The sequence below is a fragment of the Streptomyces sp. NBC_00683 genome, from assembly GCF_036226745.1.
GTDB lineage: Bacteria > Actinomycetota > Actinomycetes > Streptomycetales > Streptomycetaceae > Streptomyces.
Genome location: NZ_CP109013.1, coordinates 1,756,026 through 1,775,601, shown reverse-complemented (window position 1 = coordinate 1,775,601; position 19,576 = coordinate 1,756,026). Strand labels below are relative to the sequence as shown.

Annotated in this window: 19 protein-coding genes; 10 read left to right on the top strand and 9 right to left on the bottom strand. The window is 71.4% G+C overall.

All coding sequences use genetic code 11. From position 1 onward, the window contains the following. Positions 1-747: a hypothetical protein gene (locus OG257_RS07780; protein WP_329205958.1), complete on the bottom strand. Its 747-nt coding sequence runs from the start codon at positions 745-747 to the stop codon at positions 1-3. A 104-nt stretch (positions 748-851) separates the two neighbouring features. Between OG257_RS07780 and ggt the strand changes: the two genes are divergently transcribed. Beyond that, positions 852-2,657, top strand: a complete 1,806-nt coding sequence (ggt, locus tag OG257_RS07775) for a gamma-glutamyltransferase (RefSeq protein ID WP_329205957.1) — start codon at positions 852-854, stop codon at positions 2,655-2,657. Between the two features lie 154 nt (positions 2,658-2,811). Beyond that, entirely contained in the window at positions 2,812-3,513 is a 702-nt protein-coding gene (locus OG257_RS07770; protein ID WP_443054325.1) for a glycoside hydrolase family 75 protein, read from the top strand. Positions 3,514-3,552: 39 nt separating this feature from the next. Here OG257_RS07770 and map read toward each other — a convergent pair whose 3' ends face one another. Next, positions 3,553-4,320, bottom strand: a complete 768-nt coding sequence (gene map / locus OG257_RS07765) for a type I methionyl aminopeptidase (protein WP_329205954.1) — start codon at positions 4,318-4,320, stop codon at positions 3,553-3,555. Positions 4,321-4,361: 41 nt separating this feature from the next. Here map and OG257_RS07760 point away from each other — a divergent pair, with 41 nt between their 5' ends. The 3 genes from OG257_RS07760 (at position 4,362) to OG257_RS07750 (ending at position 6,597) form a co-directional block, all read left to right on the top strand. Further along, positions 4,362-4,697, top strand: a complete 336-nt coding sequence (locus OG257_RS07760; RefSeq protein ID WP_329205952.1) for a helix-turn-helix domain-containing protein — start codon at positions 4,362-4,364, stop codon at positions 4,695-4,697. A gap of 20 nt (positions 4,698-4,717) precedes the next feature. Continuing rightward, complete coding sequence (locus OG257_RS07755; protein ID WP_329205950.1) at positions 4,718-5,098, top strand: PPOX class F420-dependent oxidoreductase; 381 nt, start codon at positions 4,718-4,720, stop codon at positions 5,096-5,098. Positions 5,099-5,229: 131 nt separating this feature from the next. Then, positions 5,230-6,597, top strand: a complete 1,368-nt coding sequence (locus OG257_RS07750; RefSeq protein WP_329205948.1) for a hypothetical protein — start codon at positions 5,230-5,232, stop codon at positions 6,595-6,597. Between the two features lie 164 nt (positions 6,598-6,761). Here OG257_RS07750 and OG257_RS07745 read toward each other — a convergent pair whose 3' ends face one another. After that, positions 6,762-7,340, bottom strand: coding sequence for a TetR/AcrR family transcriptional regulator (locus OG257_RS07745; RefSeq protein WP_329205946.1), 579 nt, complete (start codon positions 7,338-7,340; stop codon positions 6,762-6,764). A gap of 209 nt (positions 7,341-7,549) precedes the next feature. On the opposite strand from OG257_RS07745, the gene OG257_RS07740 reads away from it, so the two are divergent. The 5 genes from OG257_RS07740 to hydA all read left to right on the top strand — a co-directional run bounded on the left by OG257_RS07740 (position 7,550) and on the right by hydA (position 12,485). Continuing rightward, on the top strand, positions 7,550-7,975 hold the full coding sequence (locus tag OG257_RS07740; protein WP_329205944.1) for a DUF4267 domain-containing protein: 426 nt from the start codon (positions 7,550-7,552) through the stop codon (positions 7,973-7,975). Between the two features lie 203 nt (positions 7,976-8,178). Beyond that, on the top strand, positions 8,179-8,736 hold the full coding sequence (locus tag OG257_RS37220) for a serine hydrolase (protein WP_443054555.1): 558 nt from the start codon (positions 8,179-8,181) through the stop codon (positions 8,734-8,736). Positions 8,737-8,780: 44 nt separating this feature from the next. Then, entirely contained in the window at positions 8,781-9,623 is an 843-nt protein-coding gene (locus tag OG257_RS07735; RefSeq protein WP_329205942.1) for a nitrilase-related carbon-nitrogen hydrolase, read from the top strand. Then, complete coding sequence (locus tag OG257_RS07730; RefSeq protein ID WP_329205941.1) at positions 9,620-10,903, top strand: aspartate aminotransferase family protein; 1,284 nt, start codon at positions 9,620-9,622, stop codon at positions 10,901-10,903. The genes OG257_RS07735 and OG257_RS07730 overlap by 4 nt, the downstream gene beginning before the upstream one ends. A gap of 190 nt (positions 10,904-11,093) precedes the next feature. Next, complete coding sequence (hydA, locus tag OG257_RS07725; RefSeq protein WP_329205939.1) at positions 11,094-12,485, top strand: dihydropyrimidinase; 1,392 nt, start codon at positions 11,094-11,096, stop codon at positions 12,483-12,485. An 11-nt stretch (positions 12,486-12,496) separates the two neighbouring features. On the opposite strand, the gene OG257_RS07720 is transcribed toward hydA, so the two are convergent. Genes OG257_RS07720 through OG257_RS07695 form a run of 6 tightly spaced genes read right to left on the bottom strand, consistent with a single transcriptional unit; the run spans position 12,497 to position 19,532 of the window. Continuing rightward, positions 12,497-13,747: an ATP-grasp domain-containing protein gene (locus OG257_RS07720; protein ID WP_329205937.1), complete on the bottom strand. Its 1,251-nt coding sequence runs from the start codon at positions 13,745-13,747 to the stop codon at positions 12,497-12,499. Next, positions 13,744-15,309 carry an amino acid adenylation domain-containing protein gene (locus OG257_RS07715; RefSeq protein WP_329205935.1) on the bottom strand — a complete coding sequence of 522 codons (1,566 nt, stop codon included), beginning with the start codon at positions 15,307-15,309 and terminating at the stop codon, positions 13,744-13,746. Before OG257_RS07715 ends, OG257_RS07720 begins: the two co-directional genes overlap by 4 nt. Next, on the bottom strand, positions 15,306-16,895 hold the full coding sequence (locus tag OG257_RS07710; RefSeq protein WP_329205934.1) for an ABC transporter substrate-binding protein: 1,590 nt from the start codon (positions 16,893-16,895) through the stop codon (positions 15,306-15,308). Before OG257_RS07710 ends, OG257_RS07715 begins: the two co-directional genes overlap by 4 nt. Next, positions 16,892-17,956: a MupA/Atu3671 family FMN-dependent luciferase-like monooxygenase gene (locus OG257_RS07705; protein WP_329205932.1), complete on the bottom strand. Its 1,065-nt coding sequence runs from the start codon at positions 17,954-17,956 to the stop codon at positions 16,892-16,894. Before OG257_RS07705 ends, OG257_RS07710 begins: the two co-directional genes overlap by 4 nt. A gap of 15 nt (positions 17,957-17,971) precedes the next feature. Continuing rightward, positions 17,972-18,160 carry an MbtH family protein gene (locus OG257_RS07700; protein WP_329205930.1) on the bottom strand — a complete coding sequence of 63 codons (189 nt, stop codon included), beginning with the start codon at positions 18,158-18,160 and terminating at the stop codon, positions 17,972-17,974. Positions 18,161-18,206: 46 nt separating this feature from the next. Next, positions 18,207-19,532 carry an MFS transporter gene (locus OG257_RS07695; protein WP_329205928.1) on the bottom strand — a complete coding sequence of 442 codons (1,326 nt, stop codon included), beginning with the start codon at positions 19,530-19,532 and terminating at the stop codon, positions 18,207-18,209. Positions 19,533-19,576 lie beyond the last annotated feature (44 nt).

Genomic DNA, 19,576 nt, shown 5'->3' with positions numbered 1-19,576 from the left:
TCAGTCGGCCGCCCGGTGCGAGGCGGGGGCCGGGACGGGCAGCGGGGCCTGCGCGGTGCGTGTCACGTCGCCGATGACCTCCACCACATCGGGCCCGTACGCATGGGTGTTGACCACCTTCAGCAGCAGGACGAAGCTGTTGTTGCGGTGCTTGCGCTGCAACTTCTCGTAGTTGCGGGCGAGGTATCGCGATGCCGCCTGATTGGTGATGGCGCGCTGTCCGCAGAACAGGAAGACGGGGCGGGCGTCCTGACCGCCCGTCAGCCGAGCGAGGAGCACGTGCTCGGCGACGCCGGACTCCAGGCGGTAGCGCTCCGAGCCCACCTGGAAGGCGGCGCGGTCCGGGCCGGGCTCGGGATCCGTGTTGATCTTCACGCCGGGCAGCAGGGACTGCAGGTGAGCGGCCATCCGCCGGTTCGACACCGGGCCGCCGACACAGAACTCCGTACGCTCACCGAACCCTTGCTGGGCCACGTCGTGGGACACGATCTGCGCATGGGCCTGGCAGTCCTTGATCAGCGCCGAGAGTTCGAGCAGGGCGAAGACGTCGTGGCGGTGGACAGCGCCGTCGCCGCCGGCCTCACGATTCACCACGAGCATGCACTCGGAGTTCCCGGGCAGTCCGAAGAAGGCCTGCTTGCGGCGGAGTCTGCGCCGCCACAGGTAGGTACGGGCGATCCAGCCGAGGGAGGCGCTGAGTCCGGCAGCTATGACACCCAGCACGATGTTGCGCACGTCGTCAGTCATGGGCGGGCATATTAGCGGTCGTCCGAGCCCGTGTCCGAGGCGGTCCTGTGGATACGGGCGGGGCGGCGTTACCCTGCGCGGACGATCCTTCACTGGAGGTACGGATGCGTCGTTCCGTCGGCCGGAATGTGTCGTTCTTGAGCGTGATCGCTGTCATCGGTTCGATCGGTGCCGCGGCCCCGGCGGCTTCGGAGCCGTCCGGACCACCACCCAAGTCACCGGTTGCGGTCGGATACGGGGGAGCGGTGGCGAGCGTCGACGCGGACGCCTCGGCGGCCGGGATCGAGGTGCTCCGCAAGGGGGGCAACGCGGTGGACGCGGCCGTGGCGACCGCGGCGGCGCTGGGTGTCACCGAGCCCTACTCGGCGGGCATCGGAGGCGGAGGCTACTTCGTCCTGTACGACGCCGAGAAGCGCACCGTGCAGACCATCGACGGCCGTGAGACCGCGCCGCGCAGCGCGGACTCCTCGCTCTTCCTGGAGAACGGGCAGCCGATCCCGTTCAACGACGCCGTCACCAGCGGCCTCGGAGTCGGTACCCCCGGCACCCCGGCCACCTGGGAGAAGGCCCTGGACGCCTGGGGCAGCAAGCCGCTGCGGCAGCTGCTGAAGCCGGCCGAGCGGCTCGCCCGCGACGGATTCGTCGTGGACGGCACCTTCCGCTCACAGACCGCGGGGAACCAGGCGCGGTTCGCCGACTTCCCCGCGTCCGCGGAGCTCTTCCTGCCCGAGGGGCAGCTGCCCGTGGTCGGATCGGTCTTCAAGAACCCCGATCTCGCCCGTACGTACGAGACGTTGGGCCGCGAGGGCATCGACGAGCTGTACCGCGGCGGGCTGGCCGAGGACATCGTGGAGACGGTACGCAAACCTCCCGTCGACCCGGCCGCCACCCGCGTGGTCCGTCCGGGGGATCTGACGGCCGAGGACCTGAAGTCCTACCGTGCCCTGCGCCAGGCCCCCACCAAGGTCGGCTACCGCGGCCTCGACGTCTACGGCATCGCGCCCTCCTCGTCCGGTGGTACGAGCGTGGGCGAGGCGCTCAACATCCTCGAGTCGACCGACCTCTCGAAGGCGAGCGAGGTGCAGTACCTGCACCGGCTCATCGAGGCGAGCAGGATCGCCTTCGCCGACCGGGGACGCTGGCTCGGCGACCCCGCGTTCGAGGACGTGCCGACACGGGAGTTGCTCAGCCAGCGCTTCGCGGACTCGCGCGAGTGCCTGATCAAGGACGACGCCGTGCTCACCAGCCCGCTCGCGCCGGGCGATCCACGCCACCCCGTCCCGTGCGCCGCCGGAGGCACCGCGGCACCGACGACGTTCGAGGGCGAGAACACGACGCATCTGACCGCCGCCGACAAGTGGGGCAACGTCGTGGCGTACACGCTGACCATCGAGTCGACGGGCGGCAGCGGCATCACCGTGCCGGGGCGCGGCTTCCTGCTCAACAACGAGCTGACGGACTTCTCCTTCGCGCCCGCCAACCCGGCGGTCCACGACCCGAACCTTCCCGGTCCGGGCAAGCGCCCGCGGTCGTCGATCTCGCCGACCATCGTGCTGGAGCACGGCAAGCCCGTACTGGCCCTGGGGTCGCCGGGCGGTGCGACGATCATCACCACCGTGCTGCAGTCGCTGACCGGGCACGTGGACCGCGGGCTGCCGCTCGTCGAAGCGATCGCCGCGCCCCGTGCCAGTCAGCGCAACTCGGCCACGACCGAGATCGAACCCGGGCTGTGGGACAGCAAGGTGCGCGGGGAGCTGGAAGCGCTCGGTCACGTCTTCAGGCTCAACCCGGAGATCGGAGCGGCCACGGGTGTCCAGCGGCTGCCCGACGGACGGTGGCTCGCGGCCGCGGAAAAGGTGCGGCGGGGCGGCGGCTCGGCCATGGTGGTGCATCCGAGCGGACGATCATGACCGATCGGCAGTAGCAGAGCCCTCGGGGCCGGTGCGACGCGCTCAGCAGCGTCGTACCGGCCCCGAGGCGTGACCCGGCCGGGCCTGTCCCGGCCGCGTCGGCAAGGAAGGGCCCGCCGGGGTCCTTCGCGTCCAGTGAAAGGGCATCCCCACGGTGCGTACACGAATGCTCGTTCTCTCCGTCGTCTCAGGCGCGGCTCTGCTCGCCGCCGCGGCCCTTCCGGCCGCAGCTCTCCCCGCGGTCGCCGGCGGCGGGGAGACCGGGGCGGACCCGGTGAGCGCTGCAGACCTGCTGGCCCGGGTGAAGACCTGCACCCCGGTCTCGCACGGGAAGTACCGAATGGACCAGGGCGGGCCGGCGAAGGTCCCGGTGTGCGGGACGAAGGGAGCCGTGTTCTGGGAGGCGGACATGGATATCGACTGCGACGGCCGGGTCACCGCTGCGTGCAGCAGGAAGACGGACCCCTCCTTCCTGCCCGCCACGGCGTTCCAGACCTCGGGCGGCAAGCCCCTGGACTCCGCCCGGCTGCCGTACGTGGTCGTGCCCGGCCCCGGGCCGCTCTGGAACCACACCGAGTCCGGGATCGCGGGCGGTGGCGTGGCCGCCGTCATCTACCGCGGAAAGGTCCAGTACGCCGTCGTCGGGGACACCGGTCCCACCGGGATCATCGGCGAGGCGTCGTACGCCGCCGCGCAGGCGCTCGGCATCGATCCCGACCCGAAGTCCGGCGGTACCGCGTCCGGCGTCACCTACATCCTGTTCAAGGACTCCAGGGTGTCGCCGATCGAGAGCCACGAGGCCGCCGTCACCGCCGGCCGGGAGCTGGCCCGCAAGTTCGTTGCCGACGGGGCCTGATGCCGAGGCCCGGCTCGCGGTCCTGCGGCAGGCCGACGCTCAGAGCGCCGTCAGGATCCGGGGGCCGCTGTCCGTGATGGCCACCGTGTGCTCGGTGTGGGCCGCCCGGCTGCCGTCGGTCGTACGGAGGGTCCAGCCGTCCGGGTCCGGACGGAAGTCGTCGCGGCCGCTGCCGATCAGCATCGGTTCGATGGCGATGACCATCCCGTGCCGCAGCGGCATGCCGCGGCCGGCCGGCCCCTCGTTCGGCACGGACGGGTCCTCGTGCATCGTGCGGCCCACACCGTGGCCGCCGAAGTCCTCCATGATTCCGTAGCCGGCGTCCCGGCACACCGTGCCGATCGCGTGGGCGATGTCGCCGATCCGGTTGCCGACGCGCGCCGCCGAGATGCCGGCGTCCAGGGCCGCGAAGGCCGTGTCGATCAGCCGGGTGTCCGCGGGGCGGGCACGGCCGACGGTGAAGCTGACCGCCGAGTCGCCGACCCAGCCGTTCAGGGTCGCGCCCGCGTCGATGCTCACCAGATCGCCGTCGCGGAGCCGGTAGTCGTTCGGGATGCCGTGCACGATCGCGTCGTTGACGGACGCGCAGATCACCGCGGGGAACGGGGTGGGAGCGAAGTGCGGCCGGTAGTTGAAGAACGGCGAGGTGGCGCCCGCATCCCGCAGGATCTCGCGCGCGGTCCCGTCGAGCTCGCGCAGCGATACGCCGACCGCGGCCGCCTTCTGTACGGAAGTGAGCACCTGCGCGACGACCCGGCCGGCCTCACGCATGGCTTCGATATGTGTGTCTGTCTTGAGCTGAACCATGCCAATTACTATACCGGTCGAAGCGGTATTACAATGACGGCATGGTACGGACACCCCTGACCCCGGAAGAGCGCCGCCGCGGCGAGCGGCTCGGCGAGCTGCTGCGTGAGGCGCGCGGCGGACGCAGCATGGTCGCGGTCGCCGCGAGCGCCGGAATCTCCGCCGAGACGCTCCGCAAGATCGAGACGGGCCGGGCCCCCACCCCCGCCTTCTTCACCGTGGCGGCGGTGGCGGGCGTCCTCGGCCTGTCGATGGACGACGTGCTGGCGCGGTGCGGACCCGAGCCGGAACCGGTGGCCGGACCGCGGCCGGTACCCGCGTCCGGACCGCTCCCCGGGGTGCTGCCCGCACCGGGGGCGCTGCCGCTCACGGCGTAGGGCGGAGTAGGGTCACGCCCGTGACTCTCCAGGACTTCGCCCGCAGCGAGTACGTCAGCCTGACCACGTACCGGAAGGACGGCACGCCCGTCGCCACGCCCGTCTGGGCCGCGGCGGACGGCGATGTCCTGTACGTCTGGACGCGAAGCGATTCGTGGAAGGTCAAGCGGCTGCGCAACGACCCCCGGGTCGTCGTCACCGTGTGCGACGTCCGCGGCCGGATCGCCGAGGGCGCGCCGAGCGCCGAAGGGACCGCGCGGCTGCTCGACGGGACGGAGATGGCGGGGGTGCGCAAGGTGCTTGCCCGCAAGTACACCTGGAAGTTCTGGATCCTGGACTGGCCCGCCATGGTCGTACGGCTCGGCAAGCGCCCCCACACCGGGATCGCCGTCACCTTCTGAGGGGCGTGCGCGGCCCGTTCCGCACTCCGGACGCACCACGCCCGAAAAGCGCGCGTAGCCCGCCTGTAACACGCCTGCGGTCGAATGCCAGCGGACTGGAATGTTCCAGTCGGCAGCCGGTGAGGGCGACGGTGACAGTGCATCAACATGCGTGGGACATAAGGAAGTTCGCACAGTACCTACGAGATCTTGCGGCCCTGCTCGATCCGGGGCAGGGCTGGTACGGAGTCTTCTGCGCGCGCGATCCCGAGGGCATGCGTGCCTGCTTCGACGGCGTGGAGGTGCCCCCCTGGGACGTCGTCGAATCGCTCCTCCAGGACCTCGCGGCGGCACGCGGCAACGAAGTCGCCGCGCAGGAATCCGTACGGGCCGCCGCGCTGTACACAGCTTCCGCCGGTGCGCACGACCGGCGACCGGGCGGACGGCAGGCCCTCGTCGACCGTCTGGGGCTCATGCTCCGGGAACAGACCCATGCCGCCCAGCGGTTGAGGGCCGCCGGGGGTGACGGGGCGCACGCATCGAGTGTGGAGCCCGACGCCCTGGCCTGGGCGCGCGACGACCATGCCCGCGCCACGGCCCGCTGCGCGGAACTCCGCAGCCGGCTGGCCGCCGTGGAGAGCACCGTGCCGGACACCTGGTTCCGTGCGGACGGGGACGGGCGCACACCGGAACCGGAACACGCCGGGAGTACGCACCGGGTCCCGGAACCCCGCCGCCCGTCCGGGACGCGGGCCCAGGACTCCGGCCCCGGTCCGGAGGCGCGGCCCGTGCCCAAGCGCAAGAAGCCGCGCGGAGCCCGTTTCGCCGGCCTGGAGCTGGAGGACGACACGGAGGCGGCCCCCGCCCCGTCCGTCGTCCCCGTGCTGCCCGAGCCCACACAGGCCACCGCCGTACCGCGCGGCGCCCGCTTCGGCGGTGCTCCCGCGGAGAGCGCGACCGCGCCGGCACCGCAGGCCGCCCCCGACCCGGCCGCCCGCCGCGCCGCCGACGACGCCGTCGCACTGCTCGTACGGCTGCGCGCGGAGGGCCGCAGCGGCGAGGCGCACGTGGTGCTCTGCGAGGCGGCGGCCTGGCCGGCCGGGCATCTGCCGGTACTCGCCGTAGCCCTGCACCGGGCCGGTCTGGCCGCCGACTGGGGCACCCTGCTGTGGGAGGTGTCCTCCCTGCCGCCCGCGGAACTCGCCGCAGCGGCAGGCGCGTTGGCCTCGGCAGGCCGCGCCGAGGACTGTGGGCAACTGCTCCGGCAGGGCGTGGCCCGGCCCGCTGCCGAGATCGCCGACGCCGTGGTCGCCCTCGACCGGGCCGGCCTGGAACCCGAGGCGCGGGCCCTGCTGGGCGCCTTCGTGCGTGTACGGACGGCACAGGACGCGGCGCTGATCGCCGAGGGCGGGCCGAGCCACCTCGTCCCCCAACTGCTGGCCGCCGCCCGCGAGGTGTCCGCGGCGCGGGAGTGGGACCTGGTGCACGCCCTGCGGGTGGCGGGCATCGCCGCACCGTAGACCGCACCCGGGCCCGCCCCTGTACCGCTGGTAAAGGCGCCCGCTCCTGGGGCGTGTATCGGGTCGTGATCAATGAGCATCGCAGTGTGGGTGCGGGTGGCCGGAAGTGTTGCCGCAGGCAGGCAGCAGCGGGGCCCCGGCTGCGTGCACGCCGGGACGGTGTGTCAGAGCATGGCGAGCCGGTCCACCAACAGCTCCACCCTCGGCTCAGCGTCCTCGGGCAGCAGACGGCCCGCTCGGGTCAGGGTCGCCAGGCCGTGCAGAGCCGCCCAGAACACCTCGGTGAACAGCCCCGGGTGGACGCCGTCGCCGGCGACCTCGGCGAGGCACTCGAGCAGGGCGGCGAAGGCGTCCTTCAGCGGCTCGGGGGTGTCCTCCCGCGCGTACGGCAGGCCGCCGTCGAGCTGGAACAAGGCCTCGTAGACCGCCGGGTTGTGCTCGGCGAAGACCAGGTAGGCGCGGGCGAGGGCGGCGACCCGCTCGCGCGGGCTGTTCGCTCTGGAGGTCGCGGCCCGCAGCGCCGTGGCCATCTCGGCGGCGCCCTCCAGGGCGACGGCGCCGATGATCTCGCGCTTGCCGCGGAAGTGGCTGTAGAGGACGGGCTGGCTGTATTCGATGCGCTCGGCGAGCCGACGCGTGGTGACTGCGTCCCAGCCCTGCTGCTCAGCGAGTTCGCGGGCTGTCGCCACGATGAGGCGCTCGCGCTCCGCCCGTTCGCGCTCCTTGCGTTCCTGTACCGACATGACTCGATTCTAGCACCGCTAGACAATCAAGCGGCGTTAGTACTAGCGTTGCCTCGTCAGCTAGCAACGCTAGATGTCAGAGGTAACTGCGCTCGCAGCAAGCTGCGCCCCTCGACCGGCCGCGTCCATGCGGCCTGATCAGGCCCCACACGACTCGGCAAGCTCCACGAAGCTCACCAAGCCGACGAAGACTCGCATGGAGAAGAACAATGTCGCTGAAGAAGATCAACACCGTCCTGGCCGCCGCCTTCATCCTCTTCATCCTCTGGTTCGGAACGGAGTACATCCTGAGCCCGGAGACGACGGCGCCGGGCTACGGCCTGCCGAGCTGGCCGTCCGGCGACGGCGACGGCTTCCTGATCATCAAGGGAATCCGCGACGTCGTCCTGGCCCTGGTACTGGGCATCCTGCTGGTGACAGGTCGCCGCCGGGCGCTGGGCTGGGTGCTGCTGGTGGAAGCACTCGCCGCGTACGGCGACATGGCCAACGTCCTGGCCCACCACGGCTCCGTGGCCACCGCGCTCGGCGTCCACTGCCTGACCGCGACACTGATGGTGGTCAACGGTCTGCTGATCATGCGCGAGACCCGCAACGTCGCGGCCGCTCCGGAAACGCCCGCCCCGCAGCCCGCCTAGCGCGGATCGGGCCGTGATCAATCCCGGATCCGTCGCACTCGCCCGGGCTGCGGGGCCGCGGTGACCGAACCGCCACAGGCCTGCCGCCTCCAGCCCCTGCCGGCGGCGGCCAAGGGGCCGGGTGCAGCGGTGGCGGCCCTCCGCGGTGACGGCTCCGGTACTGGCCCGGCTCCCGGGTCCACTACTCCAACTTCGCCGGTGGCCTGCTGGGCCACGTGCTCGCCCGTGCGGCGGGCGGCGCCGGGGGCGCCTACGCCGCAATGCTGGCCGAGCGCGTCACCGATCCCCTCGGGCTGGCAGGCACCGACTGGGACTCCAACCGGCCCCAGGCCACCGGACATTGGCACGGCAGGGCGCGTCCGGCCCTGCTGATGCCCGGACTGGCGGCCGCCGGCGCGGTGCGGTCCAGCGCCCGGGACCTGCTCGGCGTCCTCGCCGCGCTGCTCGACCCGGACGCCGCGCCCGGACGGAGCACTGCTCCACCACTCCGGGGGGACCCGGGGTTTCACCGCGTTCGCGGGCTTCCTCCCCGGCTCGGGTACCGGACTCGTCGCGTGGACGAACTCGGCCCCCACACCGCTCGCGCCGTTCGTCCAGGCCGCGTACGGGACCCTGCGCGCACTGGACCGGCCGCCGCCGGAAGCGGTGTGGACCGCTCGGGTGTGAAACATGATCGACTCCGCCGGTTCACGGCGATGGTCTTGCCCCGTTGTGTGACGGGGCTTACGTTCTCCTCCTATGCATCGTGTCTACGGGCGTAGAAAACGCGTAGAGGCTCTCTGACGCCGCGTCGAAGGAGCAGCTCATGTCCCACGTCGTACGCGCCGCACTTGTCCAGGCGACCTGGACCGGCGATACCGAATCCATGATCGCCAAGCATGAGGACCATGCTCGCGAGGCAGCCCGGCAGGGCGCGAAGATCATCGGCTTCCAGGAGGTGTTCAACGCCCCGTACTTCTGCCAGGTGCAGGAGCCCGAGCACTACCGCTGGGCGGAAGCCGTCCCGGACGGGCCGACCGTCCGCCGGATGCAGGATCTGGCCCGGGAGACGGGCATGGTGATCGTCGTGCCGGTCTTCGAGCTCGAACAGTCCGGTTTCTACTACAACACCGCGGCGGTGATCGATGCCGACGGCTCGTACCTCGGCAAGTACCGCAAGCACCACATCCCGCAGGTCAAGGGCTTCTGGGAGAAGTACTACTTCAAGCCCGGGAACGCCGGCTGGCCGGTCTTCGACACCGCCGTCGGCAGGGTCGGCGTCTACATCTGCTACGACCGGCACTTCCCCGAGGGCTGGCGCCAACTCGGACTGAACGGTGCTCAGTTGGTATACAACCCGTCGGCCACCTCGCGCGGCCTCTCCAGCTACCTGTGGCAGCTGGAACAGCCCGCATCCGCCGTCGCCAACGAGTACTTCATCGCCGCGATCAACCGCGTCGGCCAGGAGGAGTACGGCGACAACGACTTCTACGGCACGAGCTACTTCGTCGACCCGCGCGGCCAGTTCGTCGGCGAGGTCGCCAGCGACAAGGCGGAGGAACTCCTCGTACGCGACCTCGACTTCGGCCTCATCGACGAGGTCCGGCAGCAGTGGGCGTTCTACCGGGACCGCCGGCCGGACGCGTACGACGGGCTGGTGGAGCCGTGACCGGACTGCACGAGCGGCACCTGGCCGTCAGCCCCGACTGGCTCGCCCTCTACTACCGGAAGCCCCTGGAGATCACCCACGGCGAGGGGCGCCACGTCTGGGACGCGGACGGGAACCGCTACCTCGACTTCTTCGGCGGCATCCTCACCACGATGACCGCGCACGCCCTGCCCGAGGTGACCAAGGCCGTCACCGAGCAGGCCGGCCGGATCATCCACTCCTCCACGCTCTACCTCAACCGGCCGATGGTGGAGCTCGCCGAGCGGATCGCCACGCTCTCCGGCATCCCCGACGCCCGGGTCTTCTTCACCACCTCGGGAACCGAGGCCAACGACACCGCCCTGCTGCTCGCCACCGCGTACCGCAGGTCGAACCAGATCCTGGCGATGCGCAACAGCTACCACGGCAGGTCGTTCTCGGCGGTGTCCATCACCGGCAACCAGGCCTGGTCGCCCACGAGTCTGTCACCGCTCCAGACGCTGTACGTCCACGGCGGCGTCCGGACCCGCGGACCGTACGCGGAGCTGAGCGACGACCGGTTCATCAAGGCGTGCGTGGCCGATCTGGAGGATCTGCTCGGGCACACCAGGGAGGCCGCGGCGCTGATCGCCGAGCCCATCCAGGGCGTGGGCGGATTCACCGCGCCGCCCGACGGGCTGTACGCGGCCTTCCGCGAGGTCCTCGACCGGCACGGCATCCTGTGGATCTCCGACGAGGTGCAGACCGGCTGGGGACGGACCGGTGACCACTTCTGGGGCTGGCAGGCGCATGCCGAGAACGGGCCGCCGGACATCCTGACCTTCGCCAAGGGCATCGGCAACGGCATGTCCATCGGCGGAGTCGTCGCCCGCGCCGAGGTCATGAACTGCCTGGACGCCAACTCCATTTCGACGTTCGGCGGCTCTCCGGTCACCATGGCGGCGGGCCTGGCCAACCTCTCGTACCACCTGGAACACGACCTCCAGGGCAACGCCCGCCGGGTCGGCGGGCTGCTCATCGAGCGGATCCGGGCGGTCGGTGCGGGCTGCCCGGCCGTGCGCGAGGTGCGGGGAAGGGGCCTCATGATCGGCATCGAACTGGTGAGACCCGGCACCGACGAGGCGGATCCGGAGGCCGCGGCGGCCGTGCTCGAAGCGGCCCGCGCGGGCGGACTGCTCATCGGGAAGGGCGGCGGTCACAGCACCAGCGTCCTGCGGATCGCACCGCCCCTGTCGCTCACCGTCGCCGAGGCCGAGGAGGGCGCCGCGATCCTGGCCGACGCCCTGCAAGCGGCGACCTGACCCCTGCCCGCCGGGCGCCGGAGCGCTCCGGCGCCCGGCGGGCAGCGCGTCTCCCGGCCGTCCGCGTGACGCGGAGCGGACCGGCGGAGGCGCGGACACAGACGCCCGGTTCGACTCGACAGACAGCTCGACGACCACATCGACCGACGGGCCGGTGCCGTCCGACGCCCGGTCCAGGGAGGCGCGAAGAATGACTCGCACACTGATCACCGGCGGCCTCGTCATCACGGCCGCAGAAGAGATCCACGCCGACGTACTGATCGAAGGCGGCCGGATCGCGGCCCTCGCTTCCGCGGGAACCCAGGAGTGGAGCGCCGACCGGGTCATCGACGCGTCCCACAAGTACGTGATCCCGGGCGGTGTCGACGCGCACACGCACATGGAGCTGCCGTTCGGCGGCACCGCCGCCTCCGACACCTTCGAGACAGGCACCCGCGCGGCGGCCTGGGGCGGCACAACGACCATCGTCGACTTCGCCGTGCAGAGCGTGGGCCGTGCCCTGCGCGAGGGTCTGGACACCTGGTACGCGAAGGCCGACGGCCGGTGCGCGATCGACTACGCGTTCCACATGATCATGTCGGACGTGAACGAGTCGTCCCTGCGGGAGATGGACCTTCTCGTCGCGGAAGGAATCACCTCGTTCAAGCTCTTCACCGCCTACCCCGGGGTCTTCTACAGCGACGACGGCCAGATCCTGCGGGCGATGCAGCAGGCCGCATCCAACAGCGGCCTGATCATGATGCACGCCGAGAACGGGCTCGCCATCGACGTCCTGGTCCAGCAGGCCCTCGCACGCGGCGAGACGGACCCCCGCTACCACGGAGAGGTGCGCAAGGCCCTCCTGGAGGCGGAGGCCACGCACCGGGTGATCCGGCTCAGCCAGGTGGCCGGAGCGCCGGTGTACGTGGTGCACGTCTCGGCCCAGGAGGCCCTGGCCGAAGTGACCCGGGCCCGCGACGAGGGGCTGCCGGTCTTCGGCGAGACGTGCCCCCAGTACCTGTTCCTGTCCACCGACAACCTCGCCGAGCCGGACTTCCAGGGCGCGAAGTACGTGTGCTCCACGCCGCTGCGCCCGCGCGAGCACCAGGAGGCTCTGTGGCGCGGCCTGCGCACGAACGACCTCCAGGTGGTCTCGACCGACCACTGCCCGTTCTGCTTCACCGGCCAGAAGGAGCTGGGCCGCGGCGACTTCTCGAAGATCCCCAACGGCCTCCCCGGGGTGGAGAACCGGATGGACCTCCTCCATCAGGCCGTCGTCGAGGGCCGTATCACCCGCCGCCGCTGGATCGAGATCGCGTGCGCCGCACCGGCCCGGATGTTCGGCCTGTACGGGCGGAAGGGCACGATCGCCCCGGGCGCGGACGCCGACGTCGTGATCTACGACCCGGCGGCCGAGCAGGTCATGTCGGCAGACACCCACCACATGAACGTCGACTACTCGGCCTACGAGGGCAAACACGTCACCGGCCAGGTGGAGACCGTCCTGTCCCGGGGCGAACTCGTCATCGACCAGCGGAAGTACGTGGGCCACGCAGGCCACGGCACGTACGTGCCCCGGGCCACGACCCAGTTCCTCGGCTGAGACGTCCGGCTCTACCTCCGATCGAGGGGGTCGAGGAGGTCGAGGGGAACGACGGGTGACAGCGACGGGCGGACCGCGCGGATCCGGTCCAGCAGCGCCCGCCGTTGCGGGGCCTCGGCGCAGTCCACCAGGGCCCAGGCGATCCGGTCCGCCGAGGAACGCGGCGGACCCACCGGATCACCCGGCCCGGCGTCGACACCGTGACGGGCGACGCCGGGCCACCCCGACCACTCCGGCTCGCGGGCCGACTCCAGGGTTCCGTCGCGGTCGGCCACCACGAAGCCGCTGCCGGTGAACCGTTCAAGGCTGCGGCCGTGCGCCAGGTCGGGGTCGGCGCCCGTCGAGAGCTTCAGTATTTCCGCGAAGACGTCGAAGCCGTAGCCCAGCGATATCGCGTCCATGCAGTGGTCGCCCGGGGCGCGTACCGCGACCTCCATGATGACCAGCCGGTCGCCCCGGGTCCGGAACTCCACGAACATGACGCCGGAACCCATCCGCACGGCCCGCGCCACCGCCTGCCCGAGCGCGTCCGCCGCCCGGCCGAGCACCGGGTCGGTCCGCTCGTGCCCGGTCAGGTGGGCCAGTTCGACGAAGTACGGGGCTCCGGTGGTCTCCTTGAAGGTCAGGCTCCCGAAGACCACCCGCCCGTCCTGCACCAGGCCCTCCCAGGAGTACTCCTGCCCCTCGACGTACTCCTCGACGAGCAGCGTGCCCTCGGACTCGCGGCGGGTCACCGCATCGGCCCACCGGTCCGCTCCGTCGATCCGCTCGACACCGTCGCTGCCGGCCCGGTTCAGCGGCTTCACCACCACCGGGAAGTGCGCGGACGCCCAGTCACCCGCCTCGGAGAGGTGGCGCACCTTCAGGTGGGCGGGCTGGTCCAGGCCGGCGCCGGCGAACCGGAACCGCTGCTGGGACTTGTCCCGGGAGATCGCCGCCGCGTCGAGCCCCGGACCGGGCAGCCGGTACTGCTCCTGGACCAGACTCGCGGCCAGCACGTGGATCTCCGAGGAGGCGAGCACGCCGTCGGGGCGCAGCCGTTCCGTGAGCGCGGCGGTCGGCTTCATCCAGCCGTCGTCACGCCCGGCGGCCCCGGGGTCGACCTGCTCGGTGTCGATGATGACGTCGTCGAAGCGGGACCGGAGCGCACGGGCGCGTTCCGGTGCCTCGACCAGGCCGATCTCCATGCCGAGCTGCCGGGCGGCGGTCAGGTATCCCTCGGCCATCGGCGCCGCTCCCACCAGGACCAGACGTGCCGTCATCGGACTGCTTCCTTCTCGAGACCGGCGGCCAGCGCCCTGCGGTCGATCTTGCCGTTGGCGTTCAGCGGCAGTGATGCCAGGAAGCTGATCGCGCGCGGGATCATGGGTGCGGGCAGCCGCTGACCGAGCGAACTGCGGAGGGCCACCGGATCCTGCTCCGCACCCGTGTACAGGGCGTGCAGCCCCAACTCACCGTGCGGATCGGACAGGGCCAGCACCACGGCCTCCTCGACGTCAGGCAGCGTCCGCAGCGCCGCCTCGACCTCGGCCAGCTCGATCCGGTGGCCGCGGATCTTCACCTGCTGGTCGATCCTGCCCAGGTGGAGCAGCCCGCCGTCGACCCGCGCCACCCGGTCGCCGGTCCGGTAGTAGTGCTCCGGTGCGGGCGGTGAGACATCGTGGCGGACCGACGCCCGCTGTCCGTCGAATTCCACGAACCGGCCCGCGTTGTCTGCCGGATCGAGATAGCCGGGGAAGCGCTGCGAGCCCCTGACACAGAGTTCGCCCTCGTCGGCGGGGTGTCCCAGCTCGTCCAGCACCAGGTGCTCCAGATGCGGGTAGGGAGTGCCGATGGGCAGACTGCCGTTGGCCGAGGGCGGCCACTCGGCGGGCCGGGAGGGCAGCCGGTACTGCGTGCAGGCGACGGTGGTCTCCGTAGGTCCGTAGAGGTTCTCGATGATGCTCCCGGGCGCCGCCCGTTGCCAGGCGGCGGCCTGCTCGACGGTGAGCCGTTCCCCGCCGAAGAGGCTCCAGCGCAGGCTGGGCATGGCCTCCGGGGCGAGGTCGTGCAGCCGGGCGGCGTAGGTGATCACGGAGGGCACCGAGAACCAGTGGGTGATCTCCCGCCGGGCGATGAAGCGGGCCGGCCGGACCAGCTCGCTGCGGGTCGGTACGACCAGCGTCGCACCGGAGGCCCAGGTGGTGAACATGTCCCAGACGGCCGGGTCGAAGGTGAGGTCGAAGGACTGCGAGACCCGGCTGCCGGGGCCGAGCCCGTAGCGAGGGATCGCGTGGTCGAGCATCGCCGACACATTGCGCTGGAGTACCGGCACGCCCTTGGGTGTCCCGGTGGAGCCCGAGGTGAAGACGATGTACGCGATGTCGTCACCGCCCGCGGGATGAGGTACGGGCCCGGAGGCAAAGGAATGTGATGATGCGTCAGGCGTAGCTGCCGGCTCCGGGTCCAGCCGCAGGACCGGTACGGGGAGCAGCCCCGGGTCCGCCGTGTCGGTCACCACCGCGTCGAGCCGCGCCAGGGACACGATGGCGGCCGACCGCTCGGTGGCGGCGGTCGGGCTCAGCGGCACCACCGTGCTCCCCAGCCGGGTCGCCGCCAGGTAGCCGAGGTACGCGGCCGGGCTCCGGTTGGCCAGCACACCGACCCTCCGGGGCCGCTCGCCCCGGAGGAGTGCCAGCAGGTCCTCCGCCACCCGCCCGGCCCGCCGATGGAGTTCGCCGTACCGGATCCGCAGGCCGTCGACCTCCAGTGCGGTCCGCTCGGGGTGGCGCTCGGCCGAGAGGGCGAACCGGTCGTACAGGGTGAGTCGTTGCTCAGCGGTCATCGCGGGTCCCCCTTGAGGTGGGCCCGGTAGTAGACCGGAGTGCCGAGGTACGAGGACGTGAACACGCCGCCCACCCGGGATCCGCTCAGCGCTACGTGCATGTAGGAGAACAGCGGGACCATCGGGGCGTGGTCGCGCAGCAGTTGCTCGTCCAGGTCGGCCCAGGCCTCGGCCGCCCGTTCCGCGGGGATCCCTCCGATGCGGGCGATCGCCGCGTTGACCTCGGGATCGTCCAGGTAGACGAAGTTGTCGTTGCCGGTGGGACCGATGGTGCGGCCGTCGAACATGCCGAGCAGGGTGGACGCTCCCGGCCAGTCGCCCGCCATGCACATCAGGGCGAGGTCGTAGCCGTGTCCCCGGGTCTTGAGCACGGCGTTGTGCGAGGGCCGGTCGATCTCGACCAGTTCGGTGCGGAAGCCGATCCGGTCCAGGTTCTTCGCCACGACCCGAGCGGGCACGGCGAAGTACTCGCCCTCCCGGTGCAGTATCCGCAACTCGGGCGTCGCACCGTCGCGCACGGCGGCGTCCAGCAGCGCGCGTGCGGCGGCCGGGTCGAGAGGGTGCGGATCGGGGTAGTCACGGTGGCCGACGGTCGCGGAGGGCAGGAGGGTGTGCACCACCAGCCCCTGGCCCCGCCCCACCATGTCGTCCCGCACCGCGGCCTTGTCGACCGCGTGGGCGACGGCCTTGCGCAGCCGCAGGTCCGACAGCCGGGCGGTGTTGACGGCGAGGTACCAGATCAGCGGTGTCGGGTCCCGTCGAAGCCGATCCGCCAGGGACGGATCGGCGGTCAGCTCGTCGGCCAGGACCTGCGGGGCGGTGTTCTCGGCGACCGCGAAGGCGTCCTCGCCGCTGTCCTTCCTGACTCGCTCGTTCTGCGGCCCGGCCTCGATGCCCATCTCCACGTACACCTGGTCCGGATGGTCGTGCCGTACCGGGTCGGTCGCCGGGTCCCAGTGCGGGTTGCGGCCCAGGACCAGCAGCTCGCCCGGGCGGTGCTGCTCGATCCGGTAGGGGCCGGAGGCGACCGGGCGGAGGCCGTAGCCGGTTCCCTCGTCCCGGTCGCGCGGCACCGGCGCGGTCGTGCTGAGCGTGGCCGCGAAGGGCAGGTCGGGGTGGGGGTCGCGGAAGGCGAAGTGCAGGGTGCGCTCGTCCAGCACGCGCAGCCCCGGCACCTCCACCCCGCCGTCGGCGTACGGGCCTTCGTAGTCGCCGTTCTCCCGGAGCCAGGTCTGCAGGTGCGTGGGTCCGTCGGAGATCTCCTCGGCGAAGGAGCGGGCGATGCCGTAGGCGACGTCCGCAGCGGTGATTTCGCGGCCGTCCTCGAAGCGGACGCCCCGCCTGAGCACGAACTCCCAGACCCGGCCGTCGCCGTGGACGTCGCGGCCGGGGGTCTCGGCGAGGTCGCCGACCAGGACGCGTCCGCCCGAGCCGTCCTCGGCGAACATGGTCAGGGTACGGAACAGCAGATGGCCGATGGCCACCGACTGGAGGGTGGAGCTGCGCTGCGGGTCGAGGTGGTCGTACGCCGCGTCCCTGAGGATGCGCAGGACTCCGCCCCGGCGCGCGCCGGGCTGTGCGTTCATGCCGTGCCGTCCCTCGTGGTCGCGCTGCGCAGCCGGTCCAGCGGGACGAGCGCGTCGAGCACCTTCCCGGCCGGAATGCCGAAGTCGATCAGGCAGGCCAGTTCGTCCACCCCTGCGGCGCGGGCCTGTTCGACCACCGCGCCGGCCTGCTCCACCGTGCCGAACAGACCGCTGGAGGAGTAGTAGGTGTCGAAGGACCGGCGGACCAGGAAGTCGATGTCCGACTCCCGCAGCCGGTCCGGGTCGAAGCCCTTCAGGATGCTGCTCGCCGAACGGGCGATCAGCCCGAAGGAGCTCTTCAGATAGGCCGTGAAGGGTTCCCGCACGTTCTCCCGAACCTGCTCGGGGTCGTCGCCCAGGTGCGTGTGCAGCATCAGCGCGACATGCCCGGGCCATCCGTCGTGGTCGGGCCGCTCGGCCAGGGCCTTGCGGTAGAGCGTGATCTTCTCGGCGAGTTCGGTGAAGTCCTGGCCGAGGAGGTGGGTCAGCACCCCGGCGCCCGCCGTTCCGGCGGCCTGGAAGGTGGCGGGGCCGCCGGCACTGGTCACCCAGACCGGCAGTTCGCGCTGGACCGGCGGGGGGAAGGTCCGTATCTCCGCCGCGTTGCCGGCCCCGTCCTTCAGGGCCAGCGGCTCCCCCCGCCACAGCGAGCGGAGCTGCCCGACGGCCTCGATGACGGCGTCCTTGCGGCCGGCGTAGCCCTCGGGGCGGAGCGCGAAGTCCACCGCGTTCCAGCCCGAGGCCAGCGACACCCCGGCCCGGCCGCCGGAGATGTTGTCGACCACGGCCCACTCCTCGGCGATCCGCGCCGGGTGGTGCAGCGGTACCACGACGCTGCCGGCCCTGATCCCGACCCTGCGGGTGACCGCGGCGACGGCGGCCCCGGTCACCGCGGGGTTCGGATAGAGGCCGCCGAACTCGTGGAAGTGGCGTTCGGGAGTCCAGACGGCGGCGAAGCCGTGCTCGTCGGCGAAGCGGGCTCCTTCGAGCAGCAGGTCGTAGCGTCCTGCGCCCGGCGCGACGGCCGCTCCGTCCGCGAAGTAGAACAGTGAGAATTCCATGGGTCGTTGCCTCGGTTATCGGATGCTGAGGGGACGGAGGTCGGTCCAGACCGACTCGATGTGCTCCAGGCACTCGGCGCGGGTGCCGCGCCGGCCGGTCTCCCGCCAGCCCTGCGGCACGGGCACCAGGACGGGCCAGACCGAGTACTGCTCCTGGTCGTTGACGACAACGGTGTGCACCTGCTGGTCCTTCTGATCGGACATGGGGCGGGCGCCTCTCTGGTGAGTGTGCGGACGGGTGGGGGAGTGCTCAGGACGCAGCGGGTTCCGGCTTGTCGGCCGGTTCCACCGTGATCGGCGCGGGCAGTTCGTACTTGATCCGCGCGAGCGAGGAGAGCGCCAGCGGGACGAGGGCCAGGCACAGGCCGATCGTGGTGACCAGGACGGTGCTGCGCAGCCCCAGGGCTGCGCCGAGCGCCCCGCCGATCAGCGCGCCGATCGGCGCCACGCCCATGGCCACGAACCGGTTGGTCGCGGCGACGCGGCCCTGCAGGTTGTCCGGGGTGATGACCTGACGGATCGTCAGCATGGTGATGTTGTTGGCCGTGCCGAAGGAGGCGAAGAGGAAGTTGACCAGGACCAGGATGCCCACGGTGACCACGCCGTTGCCCTGCACCACGGCGATCACGGGCATCACCAGGTTGGCGACGGCACCGGTCAGCAGCAGCGCGCGGCCGTAGCCGAGCCGCTTGGGCAGCTTGCCCGCGAAGAGCGCGCCCACCAGGAAGCCGGGGCCGAGGCCGGCCAGCACAAATCCGATGGAGGAGGCCGACAGCCCCAGGGTGCGCGGCATGTACTGGAGGTAGGCGACCTCGAAAGCGGTGAACGACAGGTTGAAGACACAGGCCATCAGGCTCATGGCGCGCAGCTGCTCATTGCCGAACACCACCCGCAGGCCGTCCTTCACCTGGCGCAGCGTGCCGCCGGCCCCGGTCGCCCCGGACGCCTCGGTGGTGGTCTCCCGGTGCCGGATCAGCCATATGTTCAGTGCCGAGACCAGGTACGACACCGAGGCGGCGCAGACCGCGACGGGTGCGCTCAGCCACTGGATCAGAACACCGCCCAGCGCCGGTCCGCCGATCGTCGCGGCCGACTGGCTGCTGCCGAGCAGCGAGTTCCCGGCGCTCAGGTCCTCACGGTCGACCAGCCGCGGCAGATACGCCTGCCCGGCGACGTCGAACAGGACGGTGCAGCAGCCCGCCAGGAAACCCAGCACGTAGAGCCAGCCGATTCCCAGCCAGTGCAGCCAGAACAGGATCGGCACCACCGCCAGGACCACGGCGCGGCCCAGGTCGGCGCTGATCATGAGGCTGCGCCGGCGGATCCGGTCGACCAGCACCCCGGCGAACAACGACACCAGCAGATAGGGGAGGTTGATCACCGAGGTCAGCAGACCGACCTGCTGCGACGTCGCGGACAGGGCGAGGACCGCGGTCAGCGGAATGGCCAGTGTGCTGATCTGCGCCGCGAACAGCGAGGCCGTCTGGCCGATCCAGAGCTTGGTGAAGTCGGTGTTCCGCCACAGGCTTCGACGCGGCGCGGGACCGGTCTCCTGCTCGGTGGTGACGCTGGACATGTACTGCTCCTTGTGGGGGACGGGACGGGATGGGATGGGAGTGG